This window comes from Ruminococcus sp. 1001713B170207_170306_F1 (assembly GCF_015668065.1).
Classification (GTDB): domain Bacteria; phylum Bacillota; class Clostridia; order Lachnospirales; family Lachnospiraceae; genus Blautia_A; species Blautia_A faecis.
On sequence record NZ_JADPEX010000024.1, the window covers coordinates 45913 to 71278 of the forward strand.

Consider the following 25366-nt stretch of genomic DNA (forward strand, 5'->3'; position numbering starts at 1 on the left):
ACTGTTTTTGAAAAAAACAGAATATAGATTATTATAACAATAATAACATTTACAGCCGCTATTAGTGCAAATAACGTACTAATGGCGGCTGTTTTGATGAAACTTAAATAAATTGACCGAAATCCCGTCTGGGAGTATAATTGTGTCAGAAAAGTGAAACAGTAAAAATCCCCATAAAAGCCAAAGTTCCCCCCTCTGTTCAAGGCCTTCCAGATAAGGTAAAATGAAGATTGCAAAGTGGGAGATCATTACAAAACGGATTTGTTGCTTATTTGTGACATCACTATATATGAGAGTCAGCTGTAGAGCGGGACTTTCACAGGATATTACAGTATAAAAGGAGAAAACAGAAATGGCAGTTACAGAGAATAAATATCAGCTTGGAACAGCTGAAAACCAGAAATTTCTGCAGGATGTTAGAGATGGCTTATTAAGCTTCGGACATCAGTTTCCGTCACCAGGAGGAAGCTCCTATTATCTTGGAGATGACGGCACTCCCTGGAAAGACCGTAACCGTGAAACCTGGATCACAAGCCGTATGACACATGTGTACAGCATTGGTTCCATGCTTGGACATGAAGGCAGCGAGGCATTGGCTGATGCAGCGTTGAAGGGGCTTAGAGGCGAGCTTCACGATGATCAAAATGGTGGTTGGTATGCAGGTCTTACAAAGGACAATGAAATTGTTCCAACCAAGCAGTGCTATGCCCATGCATTTGTAATTCTGGCAGCTTCTTCCGGCGTGTTGGCCTGCAGAGAAGGGGCAGCAGAGCTTTTGAAAGATGCCTTGGCACTTTATGATCTGAGATTCTGGAACGAGGAAGAAGGACTTTCCTGTGATACCTGGAACACAGAATTTACAGAGCTGGATTCCTATCGAGGCTTGAATGCAAATATGCATACCGTTGAGGCGTTTCTTGCCGCAGCTGATGTGACCGGGGATGAGAAATATCGTGTACGTGCAGGCAGGATCATCGACCATGTTCTGGTATGGGCAAAGGACAATAACTGGCGTATACCGGAGCATTTTTCCAGTGACTGGGTACCGGATCTGGAATGCAACAAAGACCGCCCGGACGACCAGTTTAAGCCATACGGCGCAACTCCGGGACACGGAATTGAGTGGGCAAGACTGATCACACAGTGGGCGCTTTCTACATATAAAGAGGACAAGGCTGGCGCAGCACCTTATATTGAAGCTGCAGAGAATCTGTATAACCGCGCAGTTGCTGACGCATGGAATGCAGACGGTGCACCGGGAATCTGTTACACAACAGACTGGAACGGCAAACCTGTAGTCCATGACAGAATGCACTGGACTCTTGCAGAAGCAATCAACACCTCTTCCGTTCTGTTCCATGTAACAGATAATGAGAAATACGCAGCAGATTATGCAGTGTTTATGAAATATCTGGATGAGAAAGTTCTGGATCACGTAAACGGTTCCTGGTTCCACCAGCTGGACAGAGAGAACAATCTTCTGGAGACCGTATGGCCTGGAAAGTCTGATATTTATCATGCACTGCAGGCTACATTGATTCCATATTATGCTCCCGGTCTGTCCATTGCAGTGGCAGTGAAGAAGCAGGCAAGATAAAACAAAAATATTTTGTAACTGAGAAGGTTCTGACCAGGTACAGTGGTAAAATTAATGGGGAGGCTTTGCCTCCCCATTTTGGACCTATTAGGTAAGTCAGTGAAGTCTGGAACGTAAGCGGACATTTCAAACACTCACGGTAAACTTCATTCATCCCACCCATCATACAACCGGATGTTCACCTGGATATTTCTGACCACATCCTCATCTTCTAATTCCATATCATCTGGATCTGTGATCGGAGGCAGCTCTGGAACTTCTTCGGAGAGCTCTACAGAAATCCAGTCGAATGCAGCAGCGTTAGCGCTTTCGATAGCTTCGTCTAAAGTGTCTCCTTCTCCGAAGCAGCCTTCCAGGTCTGGGAAAGTTCCCTTATAACGACCATCTTCGGTTTTCTTAAAAACAGCAGGATATATAAATTTCATGATAAACCTCCCGAAAATAAAAATAACATATTGAAAATTAATTTCAATTATAAGCGTTTGAGCTGGTAAATACAAGATAAGAAAAAACTTGTATTTAAGAAAATACGAAACGAGAAAAGACGTGGCAGCGGAGCCAAAAAGAATCTAAGAAACAGGATTGTCAAATATAGGGGAAAATGATATTCTTACAGCAAGAGACTTTAGAGCGTGTTTGAAAAATCATTCCCGCAATCTGCACGCCCCACTTTGCGGTATATTTCACCCGAATTCGGTTGCCGTAGCCCGCTACGGCGCCCTCATCCGAGCGAAATCTCCCACAAATTGTGACGAACATCTTGCAGAAAGCCTTTTTCAAACACGTTCTAGCTGGTTCGGAACTGAAAGAAAATGGCGCGGCTTTATAGAAATATACCTGCCGGAGGTGAAATCTTGGAATTTCAGCATGAATTGATCATACCAAACGAAGGTCTTCCTTTCAAAATCTTTTTATTTGAAGGCGGACACGGCAATTACGAAAGAGAAAAACACTGGCATACCTCAATTGAGATTTTTGCAGTGCTAAAAGGCAGACTGACTTTTTTTCTTAATGAAGAAGAGTACCCCCTGGAGGCTGGCGGGCTGATCATCATCAATTCCAATGAGATCCACTCCATTCACGCCCCCAGGAAAAATGAGACTGTGGTTTTGCAGATTCCACTAAAGCAGTTCGAAAAATATTTTACTGCCCAGCGGTTTATCCGATTTACAAGTGCAGCCCGTGTAGCAAAGGATCAGAAGTCCAAGGCTCCGGATAACCGGAAGCTGGCATTTTTTATTGAGGAGCTTTATAAGGTGTACCGTGCCCGTGAAGAAGGATGGGAGTACCGGACTATGGCACTGTACTACAATATTTTGTACCTGATGGTAAGGGATTATCGTGAGACCGAGGCTGCACAGGAGGAAATTCAGGACAGCCGACGACTGGATGCTTTGTCAAAAATTACCACTTATATGCGTGAGCATTATACAGAAGAACTGAAACTTTCTGAGATGGCAAATTTATTTGGCTATTCAGACGCTTATTTGTCGCGAATGTTCAAAAAGTATGCAAAAATCAATTTTAAGACTTATTTACAGGAAATTCGCATGTCTTATGCATGTCGGGAACTGATGAATACAGAGAAAACAGTGAGCCAGATTGCCCTGGACAACGGCTTTGCCAGCAGCAGAGCCTTTTCCAGAGAGTTTCAGAAGAAATATAACAGACTTCCAAGCGAAGTAAGACAAAAATTTAATACAACTCCAAAAGAATAAAATGTCAAAAAAGTGCTATAGATAAGACAAGAAAACCGTCGTAAAGCATACCAGAATATGGTATGCTTTTTTCATGCAGAAAGAACCAGGGCAGACTGAGATCAGTAGCTGGTTCGGGAATCTTGAGTATGAGCATGTTGGACTGCTGTGAGAGTGGCAGATAGCAGCCATGTCCGCATTCTGATATGCGCAAAAGGAGGTTAATCGTGAAGATTCAGAAAGTAACAGATCCGGCATTCCGTAAATATGGACAGGTGCTGGAGGGATACGACTTTACAGGTCTTATCAAGGAGATGAAACACACTCCAGTTCCAGAGGACGTAATCTATGTTCCATCTGTTGAGGAGCTGGAGGCACTGGATATTATGAAGGACCTGCAGAACAAGGGATACGGCGGGCTGCCGGTCCAGATCGGATACTGCAACGGCCATAACAAGAAGCTGAATGCAGTGGAGTATCATCGTAATTCCGAGATCAATGTAGCGGTTACAGATCTTGTCCTTCTTATCGGACATCAGCAGGACATTGAGCCGGATCATACCTATGATACATCTAAGATCGAGGCATTCCTTGTACCGGCAGGAACCGGAATCGAGGTATACGCTACCACACTTCACTACGCACCATGTCATGTGAATGAGGGCGGTTTCCAGTGTGTTGTTGTACTTCCGAAAGGAACTAACACAGACCTTACTTTCCAGACTGAGAAGACGGGAGAGGACAGCTTGATGACAGCCAAGAACAAATGGCTGATCGCACATGAGGATGCGAAGATCGCTGGCGCATTTAATGGTCTGAAGGGTGAGAATATCACAATTGACTGATAAAATAATTCATAGTTGCTCATTTTTTTCAGAAGATAAACCGACACGTTGTTGGTGGGTAACTACTAAAGTCTGTTTGAAAAATGAATATTGAGACCTGAGGAGCTTACATAGCTACCACAATTGAAAGTTTCTTAAAAAATTAAAATATGGAGGATTACATATTATGAACAATATACCAGTAGTAAAACTTGGATTAATCGCAGTAAGCCGTGACTGTTTCCCGATTCAGCTTTCTGAGAAGAGACGCGCAGCTATCATGGACGCTTACAAGGGTGAGCTTTATGAATGTCCAGTAACTGTTGAGAATGAGAAAGACATGGAGAAGGCTCTCGAGGATGTAAACAAAGCTGAGTGTAATGCACTTGTTGTTTTCCTTGGAAACTTCGGACCAGAGACTCCAGAGACCCTGATCGCTGAGAGATTTGACGGACCTTGCATGTATGTAGCTGCTGCTGAGGGCGATGGCGATATGATCAATGGTCGTGGCGATGCTTACTGCGGTATGCTGAACTGCTCCTACAACTTAAAGATGCGTCATCTTGAAGCTTATATTCCGGAATATCCGGTTGGAACTGCAACTGACATTGCTACCATGATCGCTGACTTCGTACCAGTTGCACGTGCCGTTATCGGTGTTCGTAACCTGAAGATCATTACCTTTGGACCACGTCCACAGGACTTCTTCGCATGTAACGCACCGATCAAAGGACTCTATGAGCTGGGCGTTGAGATTGAAGAGAACTCTGAGCTTGACCTTCTGGTTGCTTACAAAGAGCATGAGAACGATCCTCGTATCCCAGAGGTTTGCGCAGATATGGCAAAGGAAATGGGCGAGGGCAGATACTATGCTGACCTTAGTGAGAGAATGGCACAGTTCGAGCTTACTCTTCTTGATTGGGCTGAGGCTCACAAGGGCGCCAGAAAATACGTTGCATTTGCTGATAAATGCTGGCCTGCATTCCCGTCACAGTTTGGATTTGAGCCATGCTATGTAAACAGCCGTCTTGCTGCAAGAGGAATCCCGGTATCCTGCGAGGTTGATATCTACGGAGCTCTTAGCGAGTACATCGGACTTTGCATTTCCAATGACGCTGTTACACTGCTTGACATCAACAACTCCGTTCCTCAGTACATCTATGATGAGGATATCAAGGGCAAATATGATTATAAGCTTACCGATACATTCATGGGCTTCCATTGCGGAAATACTCCGGCCTGCAAGATGTGCGATTCCAGAGCTGTTAAATATCAGCTGATCCAGCACAGACTTCTTGAGCCGGAAGGATCTGAGCCAGATTTCACAAGAGGAACTCTGGAGGGAGATATCGCTGCTTCTGATATTACATTCTATCGTCTGCAGTGCAACTCTGAGGGAGAGCTTGTTTCTTATGTTGCAGAAGGTGAAGTTCTTGACGTACCTACAAGATCCTTTGGTGGTATTGGTATCTTCGCAATCAAAGAGATGGGAAGATTCTACCGTCACGTACTGATCGAGGGCAACTACCCGCATCACGGTGCAGTTATGTTCGGACATTATGGAAAGGCATTCTACGAAGTAGTGAAATTCCTTGGACTTGATGTTAAGAAGATCGGTTACAACCAGCCAGCTGGTGTAAGATATCCTACAGAGAATCCATGGGGCTAATGCTTAAATAAACAGTAAGTAATTGCTGTGTACAAAGTTGAGAGCAATGTAGAATGATTGCTTCTTGCTTAAAAAGCAGGAAGGGACGATTTGAATAGAATTATAGGCGTATATAGAAACGGCCGTACCACTTTATGCGGTACGGCTGTTTTTAGAATAGGCGGGCAGAGCATTCTAAGAGGGTTCTGGCCGGAAAGCCTAGAAGGAACGCCTAAGGCATGAACTTAAGGAGGATAAAAATGTATTTTATCGGTGTTGATCTTGGTACTTCCGCAGTAAAACTTCTTCTTATGGAAGAATCCGGAAAAATCTGTAATATCGTATCAAAAGAATATCCATTATTTTTCCCGCATCCGGGCTGGTCTGAGCAAAATCCGGAAGACTGGTATACCCAGAGTATGGCTGGTATGAAAGAACTGACAGAGGGCATTGACCGCTCCCAGGTTGCCGGAATCAGCTTCGGCGGACAGATGCATGGACTGGTAACTTTAGATGATCAGGATCAGGTAATTCGTCCTGCAATTTTGTGGAATGACGGACGTACTTCTGAAGAGACAGATTATCTGAATAATGTGATCGGAAAGGACAAGCTTTCCCAGTATACTGCAAATATCGCATTTGCAGGCTTTACTGCTCCGAAGATCCTGTGGATGAAGAAAAATGAGCCAGAGAAATTTGCAAAAGTTGTGAAGATCATGCTTCCAAAGGATTACCTGGCTTATCGTTTAAGCGGCTCCTTCTGCACAGATGTATCTGACGCTTCAGGTATGCTTCTTCTGGATGTAAAGAATCGCTGCTGGTCTAAAGAAATGATGGAAATCTGCGGTGTGAAAGAGGAGCAGCTTCCGAAGGTTTATGAGAGCTGGGAGGTTGTTGGAACACTGAAGCCAGAGGTTGCTAAAGAGCTTGGCTTCTCTGAGAATGTAAAGGTTATCGCTGGTGCTGGAGACAATGCGGCAGCAGCTGTTGGTACTGGAACAGTTGGTGATGGACAGTGCAATATTTCCCTTGGTACTTCTGGAACTGTATTTATTTCCAGCAAGAATTTTGGTGTAGATGAGCACAATGCCCTTCATTCTTTCTGCCATGCAGATGGAAGCTATCATCTGATGGGATGTATGCTCAGCGCTGCTTCCTGTAATAAATGGTGGGCCGAGGAGATTCTTGGAACGAAGGACTTCGCAGCAGAGCAGGCGCCTATCCAGAAGCTTGGTGAGAATCACGTATTCTTCCTGCCATACCTGATGGGCGAGCGTTCCCCACACAACGATCCAGATGCAAGAGGCGTATTCTTCGGCATGTCCATGGACACCTCAAGAGCAGATATGACTCAGGCTGTATTGGAGGGAGTTGCTTTCGCACTTCGTGATTCTCTGGAGGTTGCAAAGAGTCTTGGAATTAAAATTGAGCGCACCAAGATCTGCGGCGGTGGTGCAAAGAGCCCGCTGTGGAAGCAGATTATTGCAAATGTTATGAATATTAAGGTTGACGTTCTGGAAGTGGAAGAGGGACCATCCCTTGGCGGTGCTATGCTGGCAGCAGTAGGATGCGGTGTTTATCCGGACGTTGAGACTGCTGGCAAGAAGCTTGCAAAAGTAGTGGATACTGTAGAGCCTACTCCAGAACTGGCTGCGAAATATGAGGAGAGATACCAGAAGTTCAAAGAACTGTATCCGGCTATGAAGCCGCTGTTTAAGAATCTGTAAGAGATGTAGCAAGCATATTCGGCTGTAAGAGCGAAGTCTACAGTTGTAATGTTTAAGAATCTGTAAGAGATATAGCAAGGCGGACATAATTTGGTTTAAAACGGATTAATAGAATGGTGATTGTGTTGAATATGAAATAATTAACACAATCACCATTTTTGTATAGTCATGATTCTATAAAACAAATTTCTCCAGAACTTCTGCAACACCATCCTCATTGTTAGTGCGTGCAGTGATATAATCCGCAGACTCTTTCACGCCATCTGGTGCATTTGCCATGGCAACGCCAAGGGCAGCATAGCGGATCATGGAGAGGTCATTGAAACCGTCGCCGATAGCGATAGTTTCAGCGGGGGTGAAATCGTAGAGCTTACCAATGCAATCAATAGCTGCAGCCTTTGACACCTTACTGCTGAAGAACTCCAGATAGAAGGGCTTGGAGGTGCAAAAAGTTACGTTATGAAAATGAGCTGTTTTCCGTAGCTCTTTTTCTATTTGCTGAATTTGGGAAACATCGTCATACCAGAGAATTTTCGTAATCCCCTGCGCCAAAAGCTCGTCGATAGATGGCATGAGAAGGGGCGTTACCTTGGTAGCCTGGCTGTATTCCTGAATCCGGTCATTCAGCTTGTTCCCATATAATTTATTGTCCGACCAGATGCACATGGTAGTATCATAGTTCAGTCCTGCTTCCAGAATCAGACGCGCATCGTCAGCTTTCAGCTCCTGTCTATACAGAACGCGTCCGTCAGCAGAATCCAGGATCATAGCCCCATTATAAGTGATCACAGGTCCCTGAATGCCCAGCTGTTTCTGATAGCGCTCCACTCCCTGAATGGGGCGCCCGGTGCAAATGGAGAAAATCAGTCCCTGCGCGGCTGCCTGCCGGATTATTTCGATGGTGTATGGTGTAATTTCGTTTTTGTCATTTAATAAAGTACCGTCCATGTCGGCGGCTGCAAATTTATAGATCATAGTGCCTCCTGGAATATATGGTAAATTAGTTTTGTGAGCTGAAATGTCCCTCGCAGGCAGAGTATCCTGCTGGTTATATTTTCTTATTATAAAACGAAGATAGTGCAGGAATCAATCACTTTGAATGGTTACATGTGAAGATTCACATGGATTTCGGGAAAAGATGCCTTGATTTCGGCATTTAAGAGAATTGTTTTTTTGTTTGCAAAATGGTAAAATAATTGGGTGCTGTAAAAGCGGAGACAGGCAGGCTGAGATTGTGAAACAGTCATGCCTTTGGGACTTTTACAAAAATGAAAAATAGAAAAGTGATGAGGTGTAAAGCTATGCAGGAAATGAAGCCAGTTAAAGAAGGCAAAGTACGCGAGATTTACGACAACGGAGACAGCCTGATCATGGTTGCGACAGACCGTATCAGCTGTTTTGATGTGATCCTGAACAACGAAGTGACGAAGAAAGGCACTGTTCTTACACAGATGTCCAAGTTCTGGTTTGATATGACCCAGGATATCCTGCCGAACCACATGATTTCTGTTGATGTAAAAGATATGCCGGAGTTTTTCCAGCAGGATAAGTTTGACGGAAACAGCATGATGTGCCGCAAGCTGGATATGATCCCGGTTGAGTGCATCGTTCGTGGATATATCACTGGAAGCGGCTGGGCAAGCTACCAGAAGAATGGTACAGTTTGCGGAATTACTCTTCCGGAAGGTCTGAAAGAGTCTGACAAGCTGCCTGAGCCTATTTACACACCTTCTACCAAGGCTGAGATCGGCGACCACGATGAGAATATTTCTTTTGAGCAGAGCGTTACCCATCTTGAGAAATACTATCCGGGACATGGTCAGGAGTATGCAGAGAAGATTCGTGATTACACCATCGCATTATATAAAAAATGTGCTGAGTATGCTTTAAGCAAAGGTATTATTATTGCAGATACCAAATTTGAGTTTGGACTTGATGAAAATGGTAATATTGTTATTGGTGATGAGATGCTTACACCGGACAGCTCCAGATTCTGGCCGGCAGATGGATATGAGCCAGGTCATGGCCAGCCATCCTTTGACAAGCAGTTTGCCCGTGACTGGCTGAAAGCAAACCCGGACAACGACTGGACTCTTCCACAGGAAATCGTGGACAAGACAATCGACAAATATCTCCAGGCATATGAGATGCTTACAGGGGAGAAGCTGAAATAAGTAATATACATAATACTGCCAGGGCGTCTGTCCCTGGCAGGCTGATAAAATCCTTTATTTTATTTTCAAAGGATACACTTTGCTTGTATGTAAAAAGCGCCCGGGAGTTTGGGTCTCCCGGGCGTTGATTTTTGTGAGCAACGTGCCAAATCCATGTTTACACGGAAACCTGGCTGACATGTAAAAATCAGAACAGTCCTGTGATCTTACCTGTTTCGTCTACATCGATTTTCTCAGCAGCCGGAACCTTTGGAAGACCTGGCATGGTCATGATCTCTCCTGTGAGGGCTACGATGAAGCCTGCACCTGCAGAAATCTTCAGGTTACGAACAGTTACTTCAAAGCCTGTCGGAGCACCAAGCTTGGTCTGGTCATCTGTTAAGCTGTACTGTGTTTTTGCCACACAGATCGGGCAGTTTCCGAATCCAAGCTCTTCCAGCTGTTTTGCCTGCTTCTGAGCATTAGCTGTAAGAACAACTCTCTTACCGCCATAGATCTTCTGAACGATCTGATTCAGCTTATCTTCGATAGAGCCTTCAAGCTCATAGGAATATGTGAAGTCGTTTGGCTCTTCAACAAGACGGATTACTTCCTCAGCTAATTTAATACCGCCTTCGCCGCCTTTTGCCCATACTTCAGAAAGTGCAACATTAACGCCAAGCTCTTTACATTTTGCTTCTACCAGGTCAAGCTCTGCCTTGGTATCTGTCGGGAATGCATTGATTGCAACAACACATGGAAGCTTGTAAACATTTTTGATGTTGCTTACGTGTTTCAGAAGGTTTGGAAGACCTTTCTCAAGAGCCTCAAGGTTCTCATTGTTAAGATCAGCCTTCGGAACGCCGCCATTGTATTTCAGTGCACGGACAGTAGCAACGATAACAACTGCATTTGGTTTCAGACCAGCCATACGGCATTTGATATCAAGGAATTTCTCGGCACCAAGGTCAGCACCGAATCCAGCCTCTGTGATGGTGTAATCAGCAAGCTTCAGAGACATCTTGGTAGCGGTTACGGAGTTACATCCGTGAGCGATGTTTGCGAATGGTCCGCCGTGAACGATTGCAGGTACATGCTCCAGTGTCTGAACAAGGTTTGGTTTCAGAGCATCTTTCAGAAGTGCTGTCATAGCACCCTCTGCATGAAGATCACCAGCTGTTACCGGTTTCTGCTCTGACGGTTTGCCATATGTATAACCGATGATGATTCTGGAAAGTCTTTCTTTCAGGTCTTTGATATCACTTGCAAGACAGAGAACAGCCATGATCTCGGAAGCTACCGTGATGTCATAGCCGTCTTCACGAGGCATACCGTTTGTTCTTCCGCCAAGTCCGTCTACTACATTACGAAGCTGACGGTCGTTCATATCTACACATCTTCTCCATGTGATCTTACGTGGGTCGATGTTAAGAGCATTGCCCTGGAAAATATGGTTATCGATCATTGCTGCAAGAAGGTTGTTTGCTGCGCCGATTGCGTGGAAGTCACCTGTGAAGTGAAGGTTGATATCTTCCATTGGAACTACCTGGGCATATCCGCCGCCTGCTGCACCGCCTTTTACACCGAATACCGGTCCAAGGGATGGCTCACGAAGAGCTACCATAACGTTCTTGCCAAGCTTCTGCATAGCGTCTGCCAGACCAACTGTAGTAGTGGTTTTTCCTTCTCCGGCAGGAGTCGGGTTGATAGCGGTAACCAGAATCAGTTTGCCATCATTCTTATCTGTTTCTTTCAGAAGATTGTAGTCGATTTTTGCTTTGTATTTACCATACTGCTCAAGATATTTGTCCGCAATACCTGCTTTAGCTGCAATCTCAGTGATTGGTTTCATTTCACATTCCTGTGCGATTTCGATGTCACTTTTAAACCCCATAATAAAAGCTCCTTTCGTTGTGTAAGATTAAATGGTTTTTATATGACCGCTTCTTAAAAAGACAACGGTATTTCCCTCATGTCAGAGGTACCTCCCGGTAAAAAAAGGGCAGTATCTGATGATTCAAATACTGCCCAGACGGTCGGCTGGAAATTACGGTCTATGCTGTCTGCAAAATATGGTGCAGCAGCTGTAAACAGTAATCCTCATGATCTGCTCCTGAAGTCCCTGTGGTTAACTCCACGATCCGTCAGTATTCAGAAGCTTTTCAATTGATGTGTTCATTGTATCATTAAAAAAACATTTTGTCAATAAATTAACAGACGGCATTATTGTCAAAAAAGACGATGTATATTTGTGAAAAATAACAAATGCTTTGAATGTGGAGAAAATTTGTCTGAATGGAAAAATATAATCTCCGATTCAGACTTCATAAAAATTTTATGACTTGGATAGTTGCGTATGAGGGCAAGTATTGTTAGAATAGAAAATGCACAGAGCCTGTTTGAAACAGGATAATGATTCGTGGTTTTATATAAGAAAGGTTGAATAATTGAATGAATAGAACAGAATTTCTGGATACATTGAGAAGTCAGCTGTCCGGACAGATGCATGAGGGTAAGGTGGCGGCGCATGTGCGTTACTATGAAGATTATATTCAGTCACAGGTACGTAGTGGACGCGATGAGCAGCAGGTTCTTGATGAACTTGGAGATCCAAGGCTGATCGCCAGGACTTTGCTGGATACAGATGTGGATAACGGGCAGCTGGATTATGAGGAGTACAGCACCTATTCGGATGACGCACAGAATACCCAGAGCTCCAGCCGGAATCATGTACATGTATGGCGGTTTGATACCTGGTACAGCAAACTTCTGGGCGTGGTGATCCTGCTGATAGTCGTCTTTTTGCTGTTTCATATTCTGGTGGCAGTGATTCCGTTTTTTGCGGTACTGGCGTTGATTTTGTTTATTGTGTCACTGATTAAGAATCGGAATTAACATGATACTATGAACGTCACAAACGGCAGATGCGGGAGTGTCGCAGGCGCACAGCAGCTGATTTTCATATATAGAGATGTCGCCGATAGACGACATGTCCGTTTTGTAACAAAAAAATGTCGGACATGCTTTAGAGAATCATATGTTACTGTTCACTCCGTTCACAGTAACGCGCTTCGCGATGCACAGAAATCATGCATTCGCATGATTTCGCGCCGCAATTCTCGGGTTTTCTGTGAACTTTGTTCACAAAAAACGCCTCGCGGAACGTGACCAGTGAACAGTAACAATCATATTCAGCAAGGTTTCTTCTGAGCAGGAACGAGTTACAGTTTTGTTGAGATCGTGATATAAAGTATGGACATTATAGAATATATTCAGGGAAGGATTTAAATGAGCAGTATAACAATAGAAGAATTAAAAAAGTTACCAGCGGAGTCCTATCAGATCATTGATGTCCGCGACGAGATTGAGATTTCCCATGGCGCTGTTAAGGGGGCTTTGGCCTGTAAGCCAGAGGAAATCATGGAGAATCCGGAAGTGGATAAGACCAGAAAACTGGTTATTTGCTGCAGCCGCGGAATCAATAGTAAAGAAATCGCTAAGAAGCTCGAGGAAGAGGGGCTGGATGCAGTAAGCCTTGAGAAAGGGTACATTGCCTGGCTTATGGATGCCATGAAGAGTTCCCAGGACGAAGATTTTGCGAAAAATGTGGAGATCAGTCTTCGCAAGAAATTTAAGAAAAAAATCTGGTCCAGGTTTACCAAGGCAATCAATACTTACGAGCTTGTGAAGCCGGGAGATAGGATTGCAGTCTGTATTTCCGGCGGCAAGGACTCTATGCTGATGGCAAAGTGCTTCCAGGAACTGAAGCTTCATAATAAATTTGATTTCGAGGTGAAATTTCTGGTTATGGATCCGGGCTACAGTCCGGCCAACCGTCAGGTAATCGAGGAAAACGCCAGAAGGTTAAATATTCCTATTCGTATTTTTGAGTCTGATATTTTTGAGTCTGTATTTAATGTGGAGAAATCTCCTTGTTATCTTTGCGCAAGAATGCGCCGCGGGCATCTCTATGCTTTTGCAAAAGAAATGGGTTGCAACAAGATTGCACTTGGTCACCACTATGATGATGTGATTGAGACCATTCTTATGGGCATGCTTTACGGTGCCCAGGTACAGACTATGATGCCCAAGCTTCACAGCACCAACTTTGAGGGAATGGAACTGATCCGTCCATTGTATCTGGTGCGGGAGGATGATATTAAGGCATGGCGTGACTACAATGATCTCCATTTTATTCAGTGTGCATGTAAATTTACAGATACCTGCACTACCTGCAATAACGAAAATCGCTCCAAACGTGTAGAAATCAAGGAACTGATCCGTGACCTGAAAAAGGTGAATCCGTTTGTAGAGGGCAACATTTTCAAGAGCGTAGAGAATGTAAATATTGATACAGTTGTGGGATATAAACAATATGGTGTGAGACATTCTTTCCTGGAAAATTATGATGGGGAGCCCGGTTCTGCCTCTGAGAATGCTGCTGATGCAGTAGAGTAACAGAGAGAAAATGTGGATTTTAGACCTGCACACTCGGATCTACATCCTACGCGATTGGTATAGTTATTTACGAAACGATGTATTAGTAAAAATATTGAGCCAAGGTCAATGCTGCATGTGACCTTGGCTCGTTTTTTTGTCGGGGATGAAAAGAGAAGCGCTATAGATATATTGGAGTATTTATTTTCCGATTTTTCCGAGAAGCCATACACAAAGAATGATGATCAGAATGGCAGTAAAGATTCCTGCCATACCTTTTGCCATGATTTCAAGTGCAATAATGATATTTGATGTATTCATAGATAAGACCCTCCTCATTATAAAAATTTTTTATAAAAATTTTGTCACCAGGTTGATAACCATGCCTCCTGCGATTACAGAAGCAATCTGTCCGGACACGTTGGCACCGGCGGCCTGCATGAGAATTACATTTGTGGGATCTTCTTCCATGGCCATTTTCTGAACTACACGGGAGGACATTGGAAATGCAGAAATTCCGGCACCTCCGATCATAGGATTGATCTTCTTTTTCAGGAAAAGATTCATAAATTTTGCCAGGAGAACGCCGCCGATGGTGTCCATGACAAAAGCAAAAAGTCCGATTACCAGGATCAGTAAGGTCTCTTTTGTTACAAACTGTTCTGCACGCATGCTGAAGGAAATGGTGATTCCAAGAAGCAGGGTGATCAGATTTGCCAGAATATTCTGGGCTGTGTCGGACAGGGTGCCCAGGACGCCGCATTCCCGGATCAGGTTGCCGAACATGAGAAATCCAACCAGCGCAACGGATTGAGGTGCTACCAGCCCCACGATTACAGTAACTATAATGGGAAAAGCAATCTTCATGGTTTTGGAAACGGATTTCGGATTATATTCCATGTGAATGCAGCGTTCCTTCTTTGTAGTGACAAGCCGGATGGCAAAGGGCTGTACAATTGGGACAAGTGCCATGTAAGAATAGGCGGCAACTGCAATGGCGCCGATATATTTGGAATTCAGGACCTGGGATACCAGAATGGAAGTAGGTCCGTCGGCAGCACCGATGATTCCGATAGAAGCAGCGTCTTTTAGGTCAAATCCAAGGATGGTGGACAGTAAAATTGCAGCAAAAATTCCAAGCTGTGCACCTGCGCCAAACAGGAACAAAGAGGGATTGGAAAGCAGGGGACCGAAGTCGATCATAGCGCCAATTCCGATGAAAAGTAAAATCGGCATGACTTCTGAGGCTTCAATTCCCGCATGGAACAGCCATTCAATGACTCCGTTTGCCTGGATCCCGCCAGCCAGAGTTTGGTTTAAAACTCCGGAAAAAGGCAGGTTCACAAGTATGGCACCAAAGCCCATTGGCAGAAGCAGGGCTGGTTCAAATCCCTTTTTGATAGCCAGCCAGATCAGGGTGATTCCGACGGCAAACATCACAATTTGCTGCCAGGTTAATGCAAGGATTCCGTCTGTTAAAAATTCCATTTCTTTTTCCTCCTTTTGGGTGTTTGAATGTAAGCGCTTAAATAGATAAAAATACTTGCATAATGTTAATATTGTTATAAAAATGAAAGCCTTGTAGGGAAGGCATTTTATAACCTGTTTTTGGGGTATAAAAAAGACTTTTATTACAATACTGCATATCTGAAGATATGCGACTATTGTAATAAAAGTCTTGCCATTTCAATTTTCTGCGGGCGACAGATTCATGGAACTGTCTACCGTTCTGACGCATGAAAATCCATATACAAAAATGCACTAAACCAGAAACAGTGCATTTGATATGCCAGCTACTCCCTTTTATTGAAGCGTGACTGCAAATGTATTTTGTTGTGGTAATTATAATTCGGCAAAGGTGGGAATGTCAACCCTGAATTATATAAAAGAAAGAATTTATTGGCCATTTGGTTACGGAACTGTTATCCGGAAACATTTTTCTTGTAAAAAATTCAGGGCAGGTATATGATTAAAAAACGAAATCAAAGTAAAATATACCTGTATGGTACAAGTGAAAAATATGAAACAAAGGAGTTACATCATGTTGTATTTTGAAAATGATTATTGTGAAGGTGCTCATGAGGCAATCTTAAAAAGATTAATGGAAACCAATATGGAAAAGGTTCCGGGATATGGACAGGATCCTTTCTGTGACAAAGCGAAGGAAAAAATAAAAGAGGCATGTGGCTGTCCAGATGGGGAGGTCTATTTCCTGGTAGGGGGTACCCAGACAAATGCAGTGGTGATCGCGTCCGTGTTGAACCGGTATGAAGGAGTGCTTTCCGCAGTTACCGGTCATGTAAATGCGCACGAAGCCGGAGCAATAGAATTTACCGGACATAAAGTTCTTCCACTTCCCCAGGACAATGGTAAAATTTCTGCCGCAGATCTGAAAGATTATCTCCAGACCTACTATGCAGACGGAAGCTATGATCACATGGTTTTTCCAGGCATGGTTTATATTTCACATCCGACAGAATACGGAACTCTTTACACAAAGCAGGAACTGGCAGATATTTCCAGTGTATGCAGGGAATATGAGATCCCGTTATTTCTGGACGGAGCCAGACTGGGCTATGGACTGGTGGCAGAGACAGATGTGACTTTGAAAGATATTGCAAATTATACAGACGTATTTTATATCGGAGGAACCAAGGTTGGTGCCCTGTGCGGTGAAGCAGTCGTTTTTCCGAAGAAAGCACCGAAACATTTCTTTACTATGATCAAACAGCAGGGAGCGCTTCTTGCGAAAGGCAGACTGCTTGGAATTCAGTTTGATACTCTTTTCACAGGAAATTTGTATCTGGAAATCAGCAAAAATGCTATCGAAACCGCTGCAAAACTGAAAGCTGCATTAAAAGAGAAGGGCTATGAATTTTTCATTAATTCCCCAACCAATCAGATTTTTGTTATCCTGGAAAATAAGAAAATGGAGGAATTGGGCGAAAAAGTGAAGTTCAGCTTCTGGGAAAAATATGACGAGAATCATACTGTGATCCGCTTTGCAACAAGCTGGGCGACGAAGATGGAAGATATTGCTGCACTGATTGATATTCTGTAGGGTGGCAATTGTCCCCGAAAAAATGCCTGGCACAAACAGCTGCGCATATTTTACAAAAAGCTTTTGGGAGAGATATTGACGCCCTTCTGGAAGCATATTATAATAAAAACAGGCTCTAAATAGTTTGAAATTTGGAGAAATAGCACAATATGCAGTAGAAAAGCTGTGTATTATATATCAACAACGGGAGGATTTTACACATGGGAGCAGCAGAAGCAAAGCAGGCAATCCTGGATAACAGGACAGCACTTGGAATCGAGTTCGGTTCCACAAGAATCAAGGCAGTTCTGGTAGATGGAAATAATGCACCAATCGCATCCGGCGGACACGAGTGGGAGAACCGCTATGAGAATGGTGTATGGACATACAGTCTGGAAGATATCTGGTCCGGTTTGCAGGACTGTTATCAGCAGATGGCAAAGGATGTAGAGGAGAAATATGGTGTGGAGCTGACAAGCGTTGGTGCTATTGGAATCAGTGCCATGATGCACGGCTACATGCCATTTGACAAAGAAGGAAATCTTCTGGTTCCGTTCAGAACCTGGAGAAATAATATTACGGGAGAGGCAAGCAGAAAACTGTCCGAACTTTTTCAGTATAATATTCCTCAGAGATGGAGTATCGCACATCTGTATCAGGCAATTTTAAAAGGCGAGCCTCACGTAAAAGATATTGATTATATTGCCACTCTGGAGGCATATGTACATTGGAAACTGACTGGAAAAAGAGTTCTTGGAATTGGCGATGTTGCAGGAATGTTCCCAGTGGACAGCACTACCAGGGATTACAATGAAAAAATGGTTCAGCAGTTTGATGAGCAGGTTGCTTCTTATGGGTTCCCATGGAAGCTTCGCGGCATTCTGCCGAAATGTCTTGTTGCGGGACAGGATGCTGGCTGCCTGACAGAAGAGGGAGCAAAGCTTCTTGATGTAACAGGCAGGCTGAAAGCCGGAATTCCTATGTGTCCGCCGGAAGGTGACGCTGGCACTGGAATGGTAGCTACCAACAGCGTTGCAAAGCGTACCGGAAATGTTTCCGCAGGTACTTCTGTATTTGCCTCTATTGTTTTGGAGAAGGAGTTATCTGCACCATATTCTGAAATTGATATGGTTGCGACTCCATCCGGACATCCGGTTGCAATGGCACACTCTAATAACTGTACTTCTGATCTGAATGCATGGGTAAATATTTTCCGTGAGTTTGCAGAAGCAATGGGTATGGAAGCTGATATGAACAAGCTTTTCGGAACCTTATACAACAAGGCTCTGGAAGGGGATGTGGACTGCGGCGGACTTTTATCCTACTGCTATTTCTCCGGTGAGCATATGACTGGATTTACAGAAGGAAGACCACTGTTTGTACGCTCTCCAGAGAGCAAATTCAACCTTGCCAACTTTATGAGAACCAATCTTTATACCTGCCTTGGCGCTATGAGAGTTGGTCTTGACATCCTGTTTAAGAAAGAGGGGGTAAAGGTTGACCGTCTTCTTGGTCATGGCGGACTGTTTAAGACAAAAGGTGTTGGACAGCAGATCCTTGCAGATGCTGTAAATGCCCCGGTTTCTGTTATGGAGACTGCCGGTGAAGGCGGTGCATGGGGAATTGCAGTGCTCGCTTCCTATCTTGTAAATAAAGAGGAGAATGAGACCCTGGAAGACTTCCTGGATACCAAGGTATTTGCAGGAAATCAGGGAAGCACCCTGAATCCGGATCCGGAGGGTGTAGAAGGCTTTAATATGTTCATGGAAAGATATATGAAAGGCCTGCCGATCGAGCGCGCAGCTGTGGACTCCAAAATCTGGTAAGTGGCTTGGAATGAGGAGGGTATGCCTCAGATCATTCCCGTAATCTGCACGCGAAAAAAGTTCTGTGCAGTTATAATACGAAATAAGTGAGAACGGATGGATTTTTCTCTCAGTTAAAAAACGGAGACCTTTCTCATACCAGAATGTGAATTTTTTCAGGATACTGGTATGGGGAGGGTCTTTTATGTTATAATACTGAGCATTGACAGACAAACATGCTCCAGAGCCTGTTTGAAAAATAAAGGAGATACACATGGTTTTCAGCTCGATGCTCTTTCTATGGATCTTTCTGCCCTTAGTACTGGCAGCATATTATATAAGTCCCGGAAAAATCCGAAATGGAATCCTGGTATTTTTCAGTCTGCTTTTTTATGCATGGGGAGAGCCACTTTATGTTTTCCTTATGCTGTTTTCCGTGGCAGTGAATTTTACCGGCGGAATTCTGATTGAAAAATATCAGACCAGGAAAAAAAAGATTCTTGTGGCAACTTTGCTTATTAATCTGGGGCTGCTGGGATATTTCAAGTATTTTGGAACTCTGACAGAAGCCATAACCGGACTTTTTTCAGCAGATGGAACAGGAACCACTCTTTTTCAGGTGGCGCTTCCAATTGGAATTTCTTTTTATACTTTCCAGTCGTTGTCCTATGTAATCGATGTGTACCGGGGAGAGGTGCCGGCACAGCATAATTTCTGGCATATGCTTTTGTATATTTCCTTTTTCCCACAGCTGATCGCAGGACCTATTGTAAAATATCGCGACATTGCAGCTCAGATTACAGGAAGAAAAGAGACTATCCGAAAATTTGCAGCTGGGATAATGCGTTTTTGCTGGGGACTTGGGAAAAAGGTTCTTCTTGCCAATTCCTTTGCCCGTGTGGTGGATGAAATTTTTAAATATGGTCCATACGCGGTATCCAGGAAGGCTCTGTGGCTGGGCGCAATTCTTTACATGATGCAGATTTATTACGATTTTTCCGGATATTCCGATATGGCCATTGGTCTTGGAAAAATGTTCGGATTTGAATTCCAGGAGAATTTCAATTATCCTTATACAGCTGGTTCCGTGCAGGAATTCTGGCACAGATGGCATATTTCTCTGTCTTCCTGGTTTCGCGATTATGTCTATATTCCTTTGGGAGGAAATCGCAAAGGCGCGGCATGCACCTATCGAAACCTGCTTATCGTATTTTTCCTTACCGGAATGTGGCATGGGGCTGGAATAGCGTTTATCCTCTGGGGGCTTTATCATGGCCTTTTTCTTATACTGGAACGTGTGTGGCTTGGAAAAAAACTGGAAAAACTGCCTGGAATCGTGGGCTGGGGCTACACGGTGACCGCGGTGTTTTTTGGATGGATTCTGTTCCGTGCAGAAAATATTTCCCTGTTTTTTACTTATGTGAGAAATATGTTTGTGGCACATGGAGGAACCATTCTTCTTTCTGCATATCTTGACAGCAAAATGATCTTTCTGATCGTTATGGGTGTTTTATTTGCAGGAGTTTTGCAGAAGATATATGAGAAGGTCCGGGTACATTCAGATGGAAAAATCCCTGCCAATGGAATGGTGACAGTTCCGAGAATGATCGCCTGTCTGGTGATTTTCTGGCTGAGTGTAGCGGCACTTGTAAATAACAGCTATAACCCGTTTATTTATTTCAGATTTTAACAGGAAGCATATGAGAAAACAGAAAATTCTGATCGTATTATTTGCAGGAAGTCTGGTTCTGCCAGGAGTGGTGTGGACTGGATTTTCCGGCAGATTTGATACGGAAAACAATGAAAACAGAAAACTGGCTGAATTTCCGGAGGTGAATCTGGAATCTCTGGGAGACTTCCCGGAGCAGTTTGAGGCGTATTATAAGGATCATGTGCCCTTCAAAAATGACCTGGTGAAGTTCTGCAACTTTATTGATACGGAATTTTTCCGCAATACAAAGATCGGGGATGTGGTGATCGGAGAAGATAACTGGCTGTTTTACCTGCCGGAAAGGGAGGGAGAAAATGCCATGGCAGATTACCAGAAAACCAATGTGTATACACTGGAACAAAGTGCGGAAATTGCATCCGGAATTGCAAAAGTACGGGACTGGTTCCTGAACAGGGGCGTGGAACAGTTCCATTACTACGTGGCTCCAAACAAAGAGACACTTTATTCGAAGTATATGCCGGAGAAGCCAAAGGTGATTGGAATCGGGGATTCCAGAATGGAGACTTTTGCAAAATATATGAAAGAAAATTCCGACGTGGAATTTGATTTTCTGGCAGATTATCTGAGGGAGTTTACTGAAAAATACCAGCTGTTCCGAAAATATGATACTCATATGAACAATTTAGGCGGCTATATTACCAACGAGAAAATTGTACAGGATATGACAGGTGAAAGTCTGCCAATCGAAGATATTCAGGTTCTGATCGGAACTAAACCTTGCAGGGGGGATCTGTCCAGGATGATCGGGCGGTATAAAGAGCTGAATGATGACAGGGAGTATGGGTTGAATTATTTTCACGATGGTATCCGTTACAAGGTGAAAAAAGAGGAGAGTGAAGGCGGCGAGGAGATCCTGAAAGTGTTTAAATCCAATTCGGAGAATGAGAAAACTTTAATGGTGATCGGGGATTCTTTTCGACTCCGCCTTGAAAAATACATGCCCTATCGCTATCAGAAAACCATATTTGTGAGAATTGATGACTTTGACCAGGAGCTTTTGGATAAATATGAACCGGATGACGTGATTGTGATTACTGTTGAGCGTGACCAGAGGTATATGGAAAAACTGGATAGTTATATTATACAGGACAGTGGAGAGTAAATGGTACAATATGATATATCAGAGCCTGTCCGGAATTATAGGATTTGTTTGTGGGAAAAATTTTTGTTTTATTGGTCACAGATGGAACAGTAACCACTTTTTTGTCACGGGAATCGTCAGAATATTTATGGGTTATTGACAATAAGTTCGGCAAATGCTATTCTGATATTAACTTGTTTTGTCAGATATGTCTGTTATGGAACTTTGTATAGTCCGTGACGGATCGTTGACAGAAACTGGCTGCTTAACTGGTAATGAGAGCAGTTGGGAATTACAAGCAAACAGCAACGGGAAGATTGCAGAATCCGTAAGGATTTATACCAAAGGAGGATCTTATGAAGAGAAAGAAAATTACCGCAATTTTGTTAGCATCCCTTATGGGAATCAGTGCAGTACCGGCTACCACATGGGCAGCAGATTCTTACAAGGAAACTGAGAAAGCAGCCTTTGCCAAAATGATCGAGGAATTTGGTGCTGATTACGCAAAGAGCCTTTCTGAAATGGATACAGAAGAAGTTAAGGGAAATGCGGAAATAAAGGTAAGTCTGGAAGATGGCGGAAAAGCAATTCTGGGAATGCTTTCTCCTGTGGATATCTCCTGGCTGGCGGATGCTTCCATCAGTGGAAATGTAAGTATGTCTGATAAGTCCATGACTGAGTTTATGGATGTGAATGTAAATGGAACCAAGATCTGTACAATAGAATATTATTTTGATACAGAGAATTCTGAAATTTATATGAGAATTCCGGAGCTGAGTGAGGGCTATATTAAAATGAATATGGAGCAGATGACTCAGGAAGCTGTGGAAGAGGCAGATCAGGAACTGGATTCTTCCTTTACCACGAGTGTTGACCTGGCAGATAGCATGAACAGCTATTTTTCCACTCTGGAGAACCTTCCGGAAGCAGACTTAGTGACCTCTATTCTTACAAGATACACAGATATTATTTTTGATAATGTTGCAGATGCTGAGAATCCTGGAGCACAGGAAGCTGTTGCAGGAGATGTAAGCCAGGAGCTTAGTGTTCTGGAAGGACATGTTACACAAGCAGAGGCACTTCCAATGTTCCAGCAGATTCTGGATACAGCCAAGTCTGATGAAGAACTGAAGGGGATTATTGAGACCTGGACAGAAGCTATGAATGATCCGGATTATACTTATGAGACTTTCCTGGAAGCAATCGAGGATATGGAGAAAGATCTGGATACAGAAGCTGATGAGACCGACGAGTCCGGATTTATTTTAAGGGCATGGGTTGACGGTGCCGGAGAGGTTGTTGGACGCCAGTTCCTTCTGAATGATGATGAGCAGGAGGAAGAGCTTTTCGGATATCTGTGTACAGCGGATGGAGATAAGAGAGGATTTTCCATGCAGCTGGGTTCCGGAGATGACAAGGTTGCTATTGAAGGAAGCGGCGAGCTGAATGGTGACCTGTTAAGCGGAACTTACACGATTTCTTCCGGTGAAGCGGATGCAGCTGTGATTGATGTTACAGATTATGATACCAAGGCAGTACAGGACGGAATCTGGAAGGGAACTTACACAATTTCCGGAGCGCCTGTGGAAGATGAAGATGGAAATTCCTATGATCCATTTGGTGGAATGCAGCTGATCTTTACAGCCGATGGTGCAGATGAGGACAGCATTGACTGGAATCTTGCTATTGCAGCAGGTGGTGCGACTCTTGGTTCAGTTTCTCTGACAGGCGGCAATGGCGGTGAGACACTTGCAGCAGTTGATGTTGCTTCACTGACAGATGTTTATGATTTCAGTAATGATGATGAAGTTGAAGCTTATACAGCTTCCATGAATATGGATGCAATCACAGAGAATCTGACCAGCGCAGGCATGCCTGAGGGCTGGCTGGACGATGTGATCGCTGCTACAGGCGACAGCGATATTGAGAGTACGGAGACAGATGGTGTTGCTGAGTCCGAAGAGCAGACAGATATGGCTGGAGATACCCTGGATGATAGTGAGACACCGGCAGCCTAATCGGTAATTTATGCGAGCAGGCGGCCGCATAATAATTACCTGCAGCAAGACAAATACAGCGGGGCAGACGAAGTAATTTGTCTGCCTCGTATTTTTTTTTAATTAGAAAGTAAAGGACCGTTTAGTGAGTTAGGTGCATCACGGAGCGTGTAACTGTGAAGGTACTGAACTGTTATGATTTTCTTATTGAAATGAGGGGGGAAGGAATTGAAAAAAAGAAGCTTTGGGATTATCTGTTTTCTGTTTTTGATATTTACCATGTGTTCCTCTTCGGTGTGGGCGGCTTCTTATGTGAAGGCATCCAATACGACTGTGAGTATCACTTCGAAAAAGCATGGTTGGGTGAGGCGGGGGAAAGACTATTATTTTTATAATTCCAAGGGAAAACTGCTTTGGGGAAAAATTACCTACAAAGGTCAGCGTTATTACAGCACAAAGAATGGAAAACGCTATACAGGCTGGCTGAAATCAGGCGGGAAACGGTATTATTACAACCGGAAGAATGGCATTATGTTCCGCAACCGATGGGCTACAGGAACGAAATACTCTTATTATTTCAATAAGTCAGGTGTGGCAATTGCCAACCGCTGGCTGAGCTACGGAGGAAAGCGATATTATTTCCTTCCTAATTCCAGAATGGCAACAGGATGGCAGAAAATTGGTGAATATCGTTATTATTTTGATAAGAAAACAGGTGCTTTGTATACAAATGTGTGGGTGGGGAAATATTATGTAAATGATAGCGGGAGAAGAACCGGACAGACCAGACCGGATGTGAAGGTGAATGATAACCGCTATACATATAAAAGCAGCTCTCTTAATATTGATCTGCGCAGAAAATCCACACATAATGTTCCTTACTGGGTAGCGCTGATAAAAATCAAAAATTCCGGACAGCTGAAATCCGCTTTATCTTATGGAACCTATGGTGGTGCCAGACAGACTACCTCCGGTGCAGTTTCTGGTAATGGGGGTATTATCGGAGTGAATGGAAGTGCGTTTAGTTACCAGACAGGGCGGCCGTCACCTCTTGGAATGTGTATCAAGAATGGTGTGATTTATGGAAATTATGAGACCAGTTACAGCGTAATGGCTGTAAAATATGATGGCACTATTTATACACCAGAGCAGGGATTAAAAGGCGAAGCTCTTCTGGAAGAGGGCGTGAAAGATACCTATAATTTTGGCCCAATCCTGATCAAAGATGGACAGGCCCAGCCGGCCTGGTCAGAAACAGCCAAATATTATCCGAGAACTGCTGTGGGAATGGTGAAACCTGGCATTTATGTGCTTCTTGTCACCGACACTGGCAGTTACGCCGGTCTGAACCACTGGGATCTTGTTAATATCTTCAATAGCTATGGCTGTCAGTACGCCTACAACCTGGACGGCGGCGGCTCCGCCACATTGTATTACAATGGTCAGGTTATGAATAAGCTGATTAATCATTATGAGAGACCATGTGGGGATTTTCTGTATTTTACGAATTGATGTGTTGACAATGAAAAGCATTTAAGGAGCATGTTGTATGAACGGTGAATGAGGAGCCTAAATGAAAAAGCTATGCAGAATTTTGATACCAGGTGCTTTTGATGGTGCCATATGTT

Annotated in this window: 20 protein-coding genes; 15 read left to right on the top strand and 5 right to left on the bottom strand. The window is 43.7% G+C overall.

The features are described 5' to 3' along the window. Positions 1-352 precede the first annotated feature (352 nt). On the top strand, positions 353-1597 hold the full coding sequence (locus tag I4V84_RS14350; RefSeq protein WP_195992668.1) for an AGE family epimerase/isomerase: 1245 nt from the start codon (positions 353-355) through the stop codon (positions 1595-1597). 146 nt (positions 1598-1743) lie between these two features. Here the strand turns inward: I4V84_RS14350 and I4V84_RS14355 are convergent, their stop codons facing one another. Both I4V84_RS14355 and I4V84_RS20785 read right to left on the bottom strand, forming a co-directional pair. Next, on the bottom strand, positions 1744-2022 hold the full coding sequence (locus I4V84_RS14355; protein ID WP_118581811.1) for a type II toxin-antitoxin system HicB family antitoxin: 279 nt from the start codon (positions 2020-2022) through the stop codon (positions 1744-1746). Between the two features lie 160 nt (positions 2023-2182). Beyond that, entirely contained in the window at positions 2183-2356 is a 174-nt protein-coding gene (locus I4V84_RS20785; RefSeq protein ID WP_334286119.1) for a DUF6783 domain-containing protein, read from the bottom strand. Here I4V84_RS20785 and I4V84_RS20790 point away from each other — a divergent pair. From I4V84_RS20790 to xylB, 5 genes are all read left to right on the top strand, one after another. After that, a complete protein-coding gene (locus I4V84_RS20790; protein WP_334286120.1) occupies positions 2276-2473 on the top strand; it encodes a DUF6783 domain-containing protein in 198 nt (65 codons plus the stop codon). The genes I4V84_RS20785 and I4V84_RS20790 overlap by 81 nt on opposite strands. Continuing rightward, the gene (locus I4V84_RS14360; protein WP_173717509.1) at positions 2452-3315 is read left to right on the top strand and encodes an AraC family transcriptional regulator; all 864 of its coding nucleotides are present in this window, start codon (positions 2452-2454) and stop codon (positions 3313-3315) included. The genes I4V84_RS20790 and I4V84_RS14360 overlap by 22 nt, the downstream gene beginning before the upstream one ends. A 206-nt stretch (positions 3316-3521) precedes the next feature. Further along, positions 3522-4139 (top strand): DUF4867 family protein, encoded by a 618-nt coding sequence (locus I4V84_RS14365; RefSeq protein WP_226815961.1) that lies wholly within the window; start codon positions 3522-3524, stop codon positions 4137-4139. A 166-nt stretch (positions 4140-4305) separates the two neighbouring features. Next, positions 4306-5787, top strand: coding sequence for a fucose isomerase (locus tag I4V84_RS14370; RefSeq protein WP_118581802.1), 1482 nt, complete (start codon positions 4306-4308; stop codon positions 5785-5787). Between the two features lie 239 nt (positions 5788-6026). Continuing rightward, complete coding sequence (gene xylB / locus I4V84_RS14375) at positions 6027-7493, top strand: xylulokinase (RefSeq protein WP_118581799.1); 1467 nt, start codon at positions 6027-6029, stop codon at positions 7491-7493. A 174-nt stretch (positions 7494-7667) separates the two neighbouring features. Here xylB and I4V84_RS14380 read toward each other — a convergent pair whose 3' ends face one another. After that, a complete protein-coding gene (locus I4V84_RS14380; protein ID WP_195992669.1) occupies positions 7668-8468 on the bottom strand; it encodes a Cof-type HAD-IIB family hydrolase in 801 nt (266 codons plus the stop codon). 326 nt (positions 8469-8794) lie between these two features. On the opposite strand from I4V84_RS14380, the gene I4V84_RS14385 reads away from it, so the two are divergent. Then, positions 8795-9667 carry a phosphoribosylaminoimidazolesuccinocarboxamide synthase gene (locus I4V84_RS14385; protein ID WP_173717512.1) on the top strand — a complete coding sequence of 291 codons (873 nt, stop codon included), beginning with the start codon at positions 8795-8797 and terminating at the stop codon, positions 9665-9667. A gap of 187 nt (positions 9668-9854) precedes the next feature. Here I4V84_RS14385 and I4V84_RS14390 read toward each other — a convergent pair whose 3' ends face one another. Next, positions 9855-11540, bottom strand: a complete 1686-nt coding sequence (locus tag I4V84_RS14390) for a formate--tetrahydrofolate ligase (protein WP_173719170.1) — start codon at positions 11538-11540, stop codon at positions 9855-9857. A 557-nt stretch (positions 11541-12097) separates the two neighbouring features. Between I4V84_RS14390 and I4V84_RS14395 the strand changes: the two genes are divergently transcribed. Next, positions 12098-12541 (top strand): DUF1700 domain-containing protein, encoded by a 444-nt coding sequence (locus I4V84_RS14395; protein WP_118581793.1) that lies wholly within the window; start codon positions 12098-12100, stop codon positions 12539-12541. A gap of 393 nt (positions 12542-12934) precedes the next feature. Continuing rightward, entirely contained in the window at positions 12935-14104 is a 1170-nt protein-coding gene (locus I4V84_RS14400) for an ATP-binding protein (protein ID WP_195699097.1), read from the top strand. Positions 14105-14434: 330 nt separating this feature from the next. Here I4V84_RS14400 and I4V84_RS14405 read toward each other — a convergent pair whose 3' ends face one another. After that, the gene (locus I4V84_RS14405; protein WP_195699098.1) at positions 14435-15571 is read right to left on the bottom strand and encodes a sodium ion-translocating decarboxylase subunit beta; all 1137 of its coding nucleotides are present in this window, start codon (positions 15569-15571) and stop codon (positions 14435-14437) included. A gap of 553 nt (positions 15572-16124) precedes the next feature. Here I4V84_RS14405 and I4V84_RS14410 point away from each other — a divergent pair. From I4V84_RS14410 to I4V84_RS14435, 6 genes are all read left to right on the top strand, one after another. Continuing rightward, positions 16125-17144, top strand: coding sequence for a beta-eliminating lyase-related protein (locus I4V84_RS14410; protein ID WP_195992671.1), 1020 nt, complete (start codon positions 16125-16127; stop codon positions 17142-17144). Positions 17145-17344: 200 nt separating this feature from the next. Then, the gene (locus I4V84_RS14415) at positions 17345-18949 is read left to right on the top strand and encodes an FGGY-family carbohydrate kinase (RefSeq protein ID WP_118581787.1); all 1605 of its coding nucleotides are present in this window, start codon (positions 17345-17347) and stop codon (positions 18947-18949) included. Between the two features lie 268 nt (positions 18950-19217). Next, complete coding sequence (locus I4V84_RS14420; RefSeq protein WP_243284113.1) at positions 19218-20618, top strand: MBOAT family protein; 1401 nt, start codon at positions 19218-19220, stop codon at positions 20616-20618. A 10-nt stretch (positions 20619-20628) separates the two neighbouring features. Further along, complete coding sequence (locus tag I4V84_RS14425) at positions 20629-21762, top strand: hypothetical protein (protein WP_195992674.1); 1134 nt, start codon at positions 20629-20631, stop codon at positions 21760-21762. A 335-nt stretch (positions 21763-22097) separates the two neighbouring features. Then, entirely contained in the window at positions 22098-23759 is a 1662-nt protein-coding gene (locus I4V84_RS14430; RefSeq protein WP_195992675.1) for a hypothetical protein, read from the top strand. A gap of 207 nt (positions 23760-23966) precedes the next feature. Next, positions 23967-25250 carry a phosphodiester glycosidase family protein gene (locus I4V84_RS14435; RefSeq protein WP_195992676.1) on the top strand — a complete coding sequence of 428 codons (1284 nt, stop codon included), beginning with the start codon at positions 23967-23969 and terminating at the stop codon, positions 25248-25250. Positions 25251-25366: the final 116 nt, after the last annotated feature.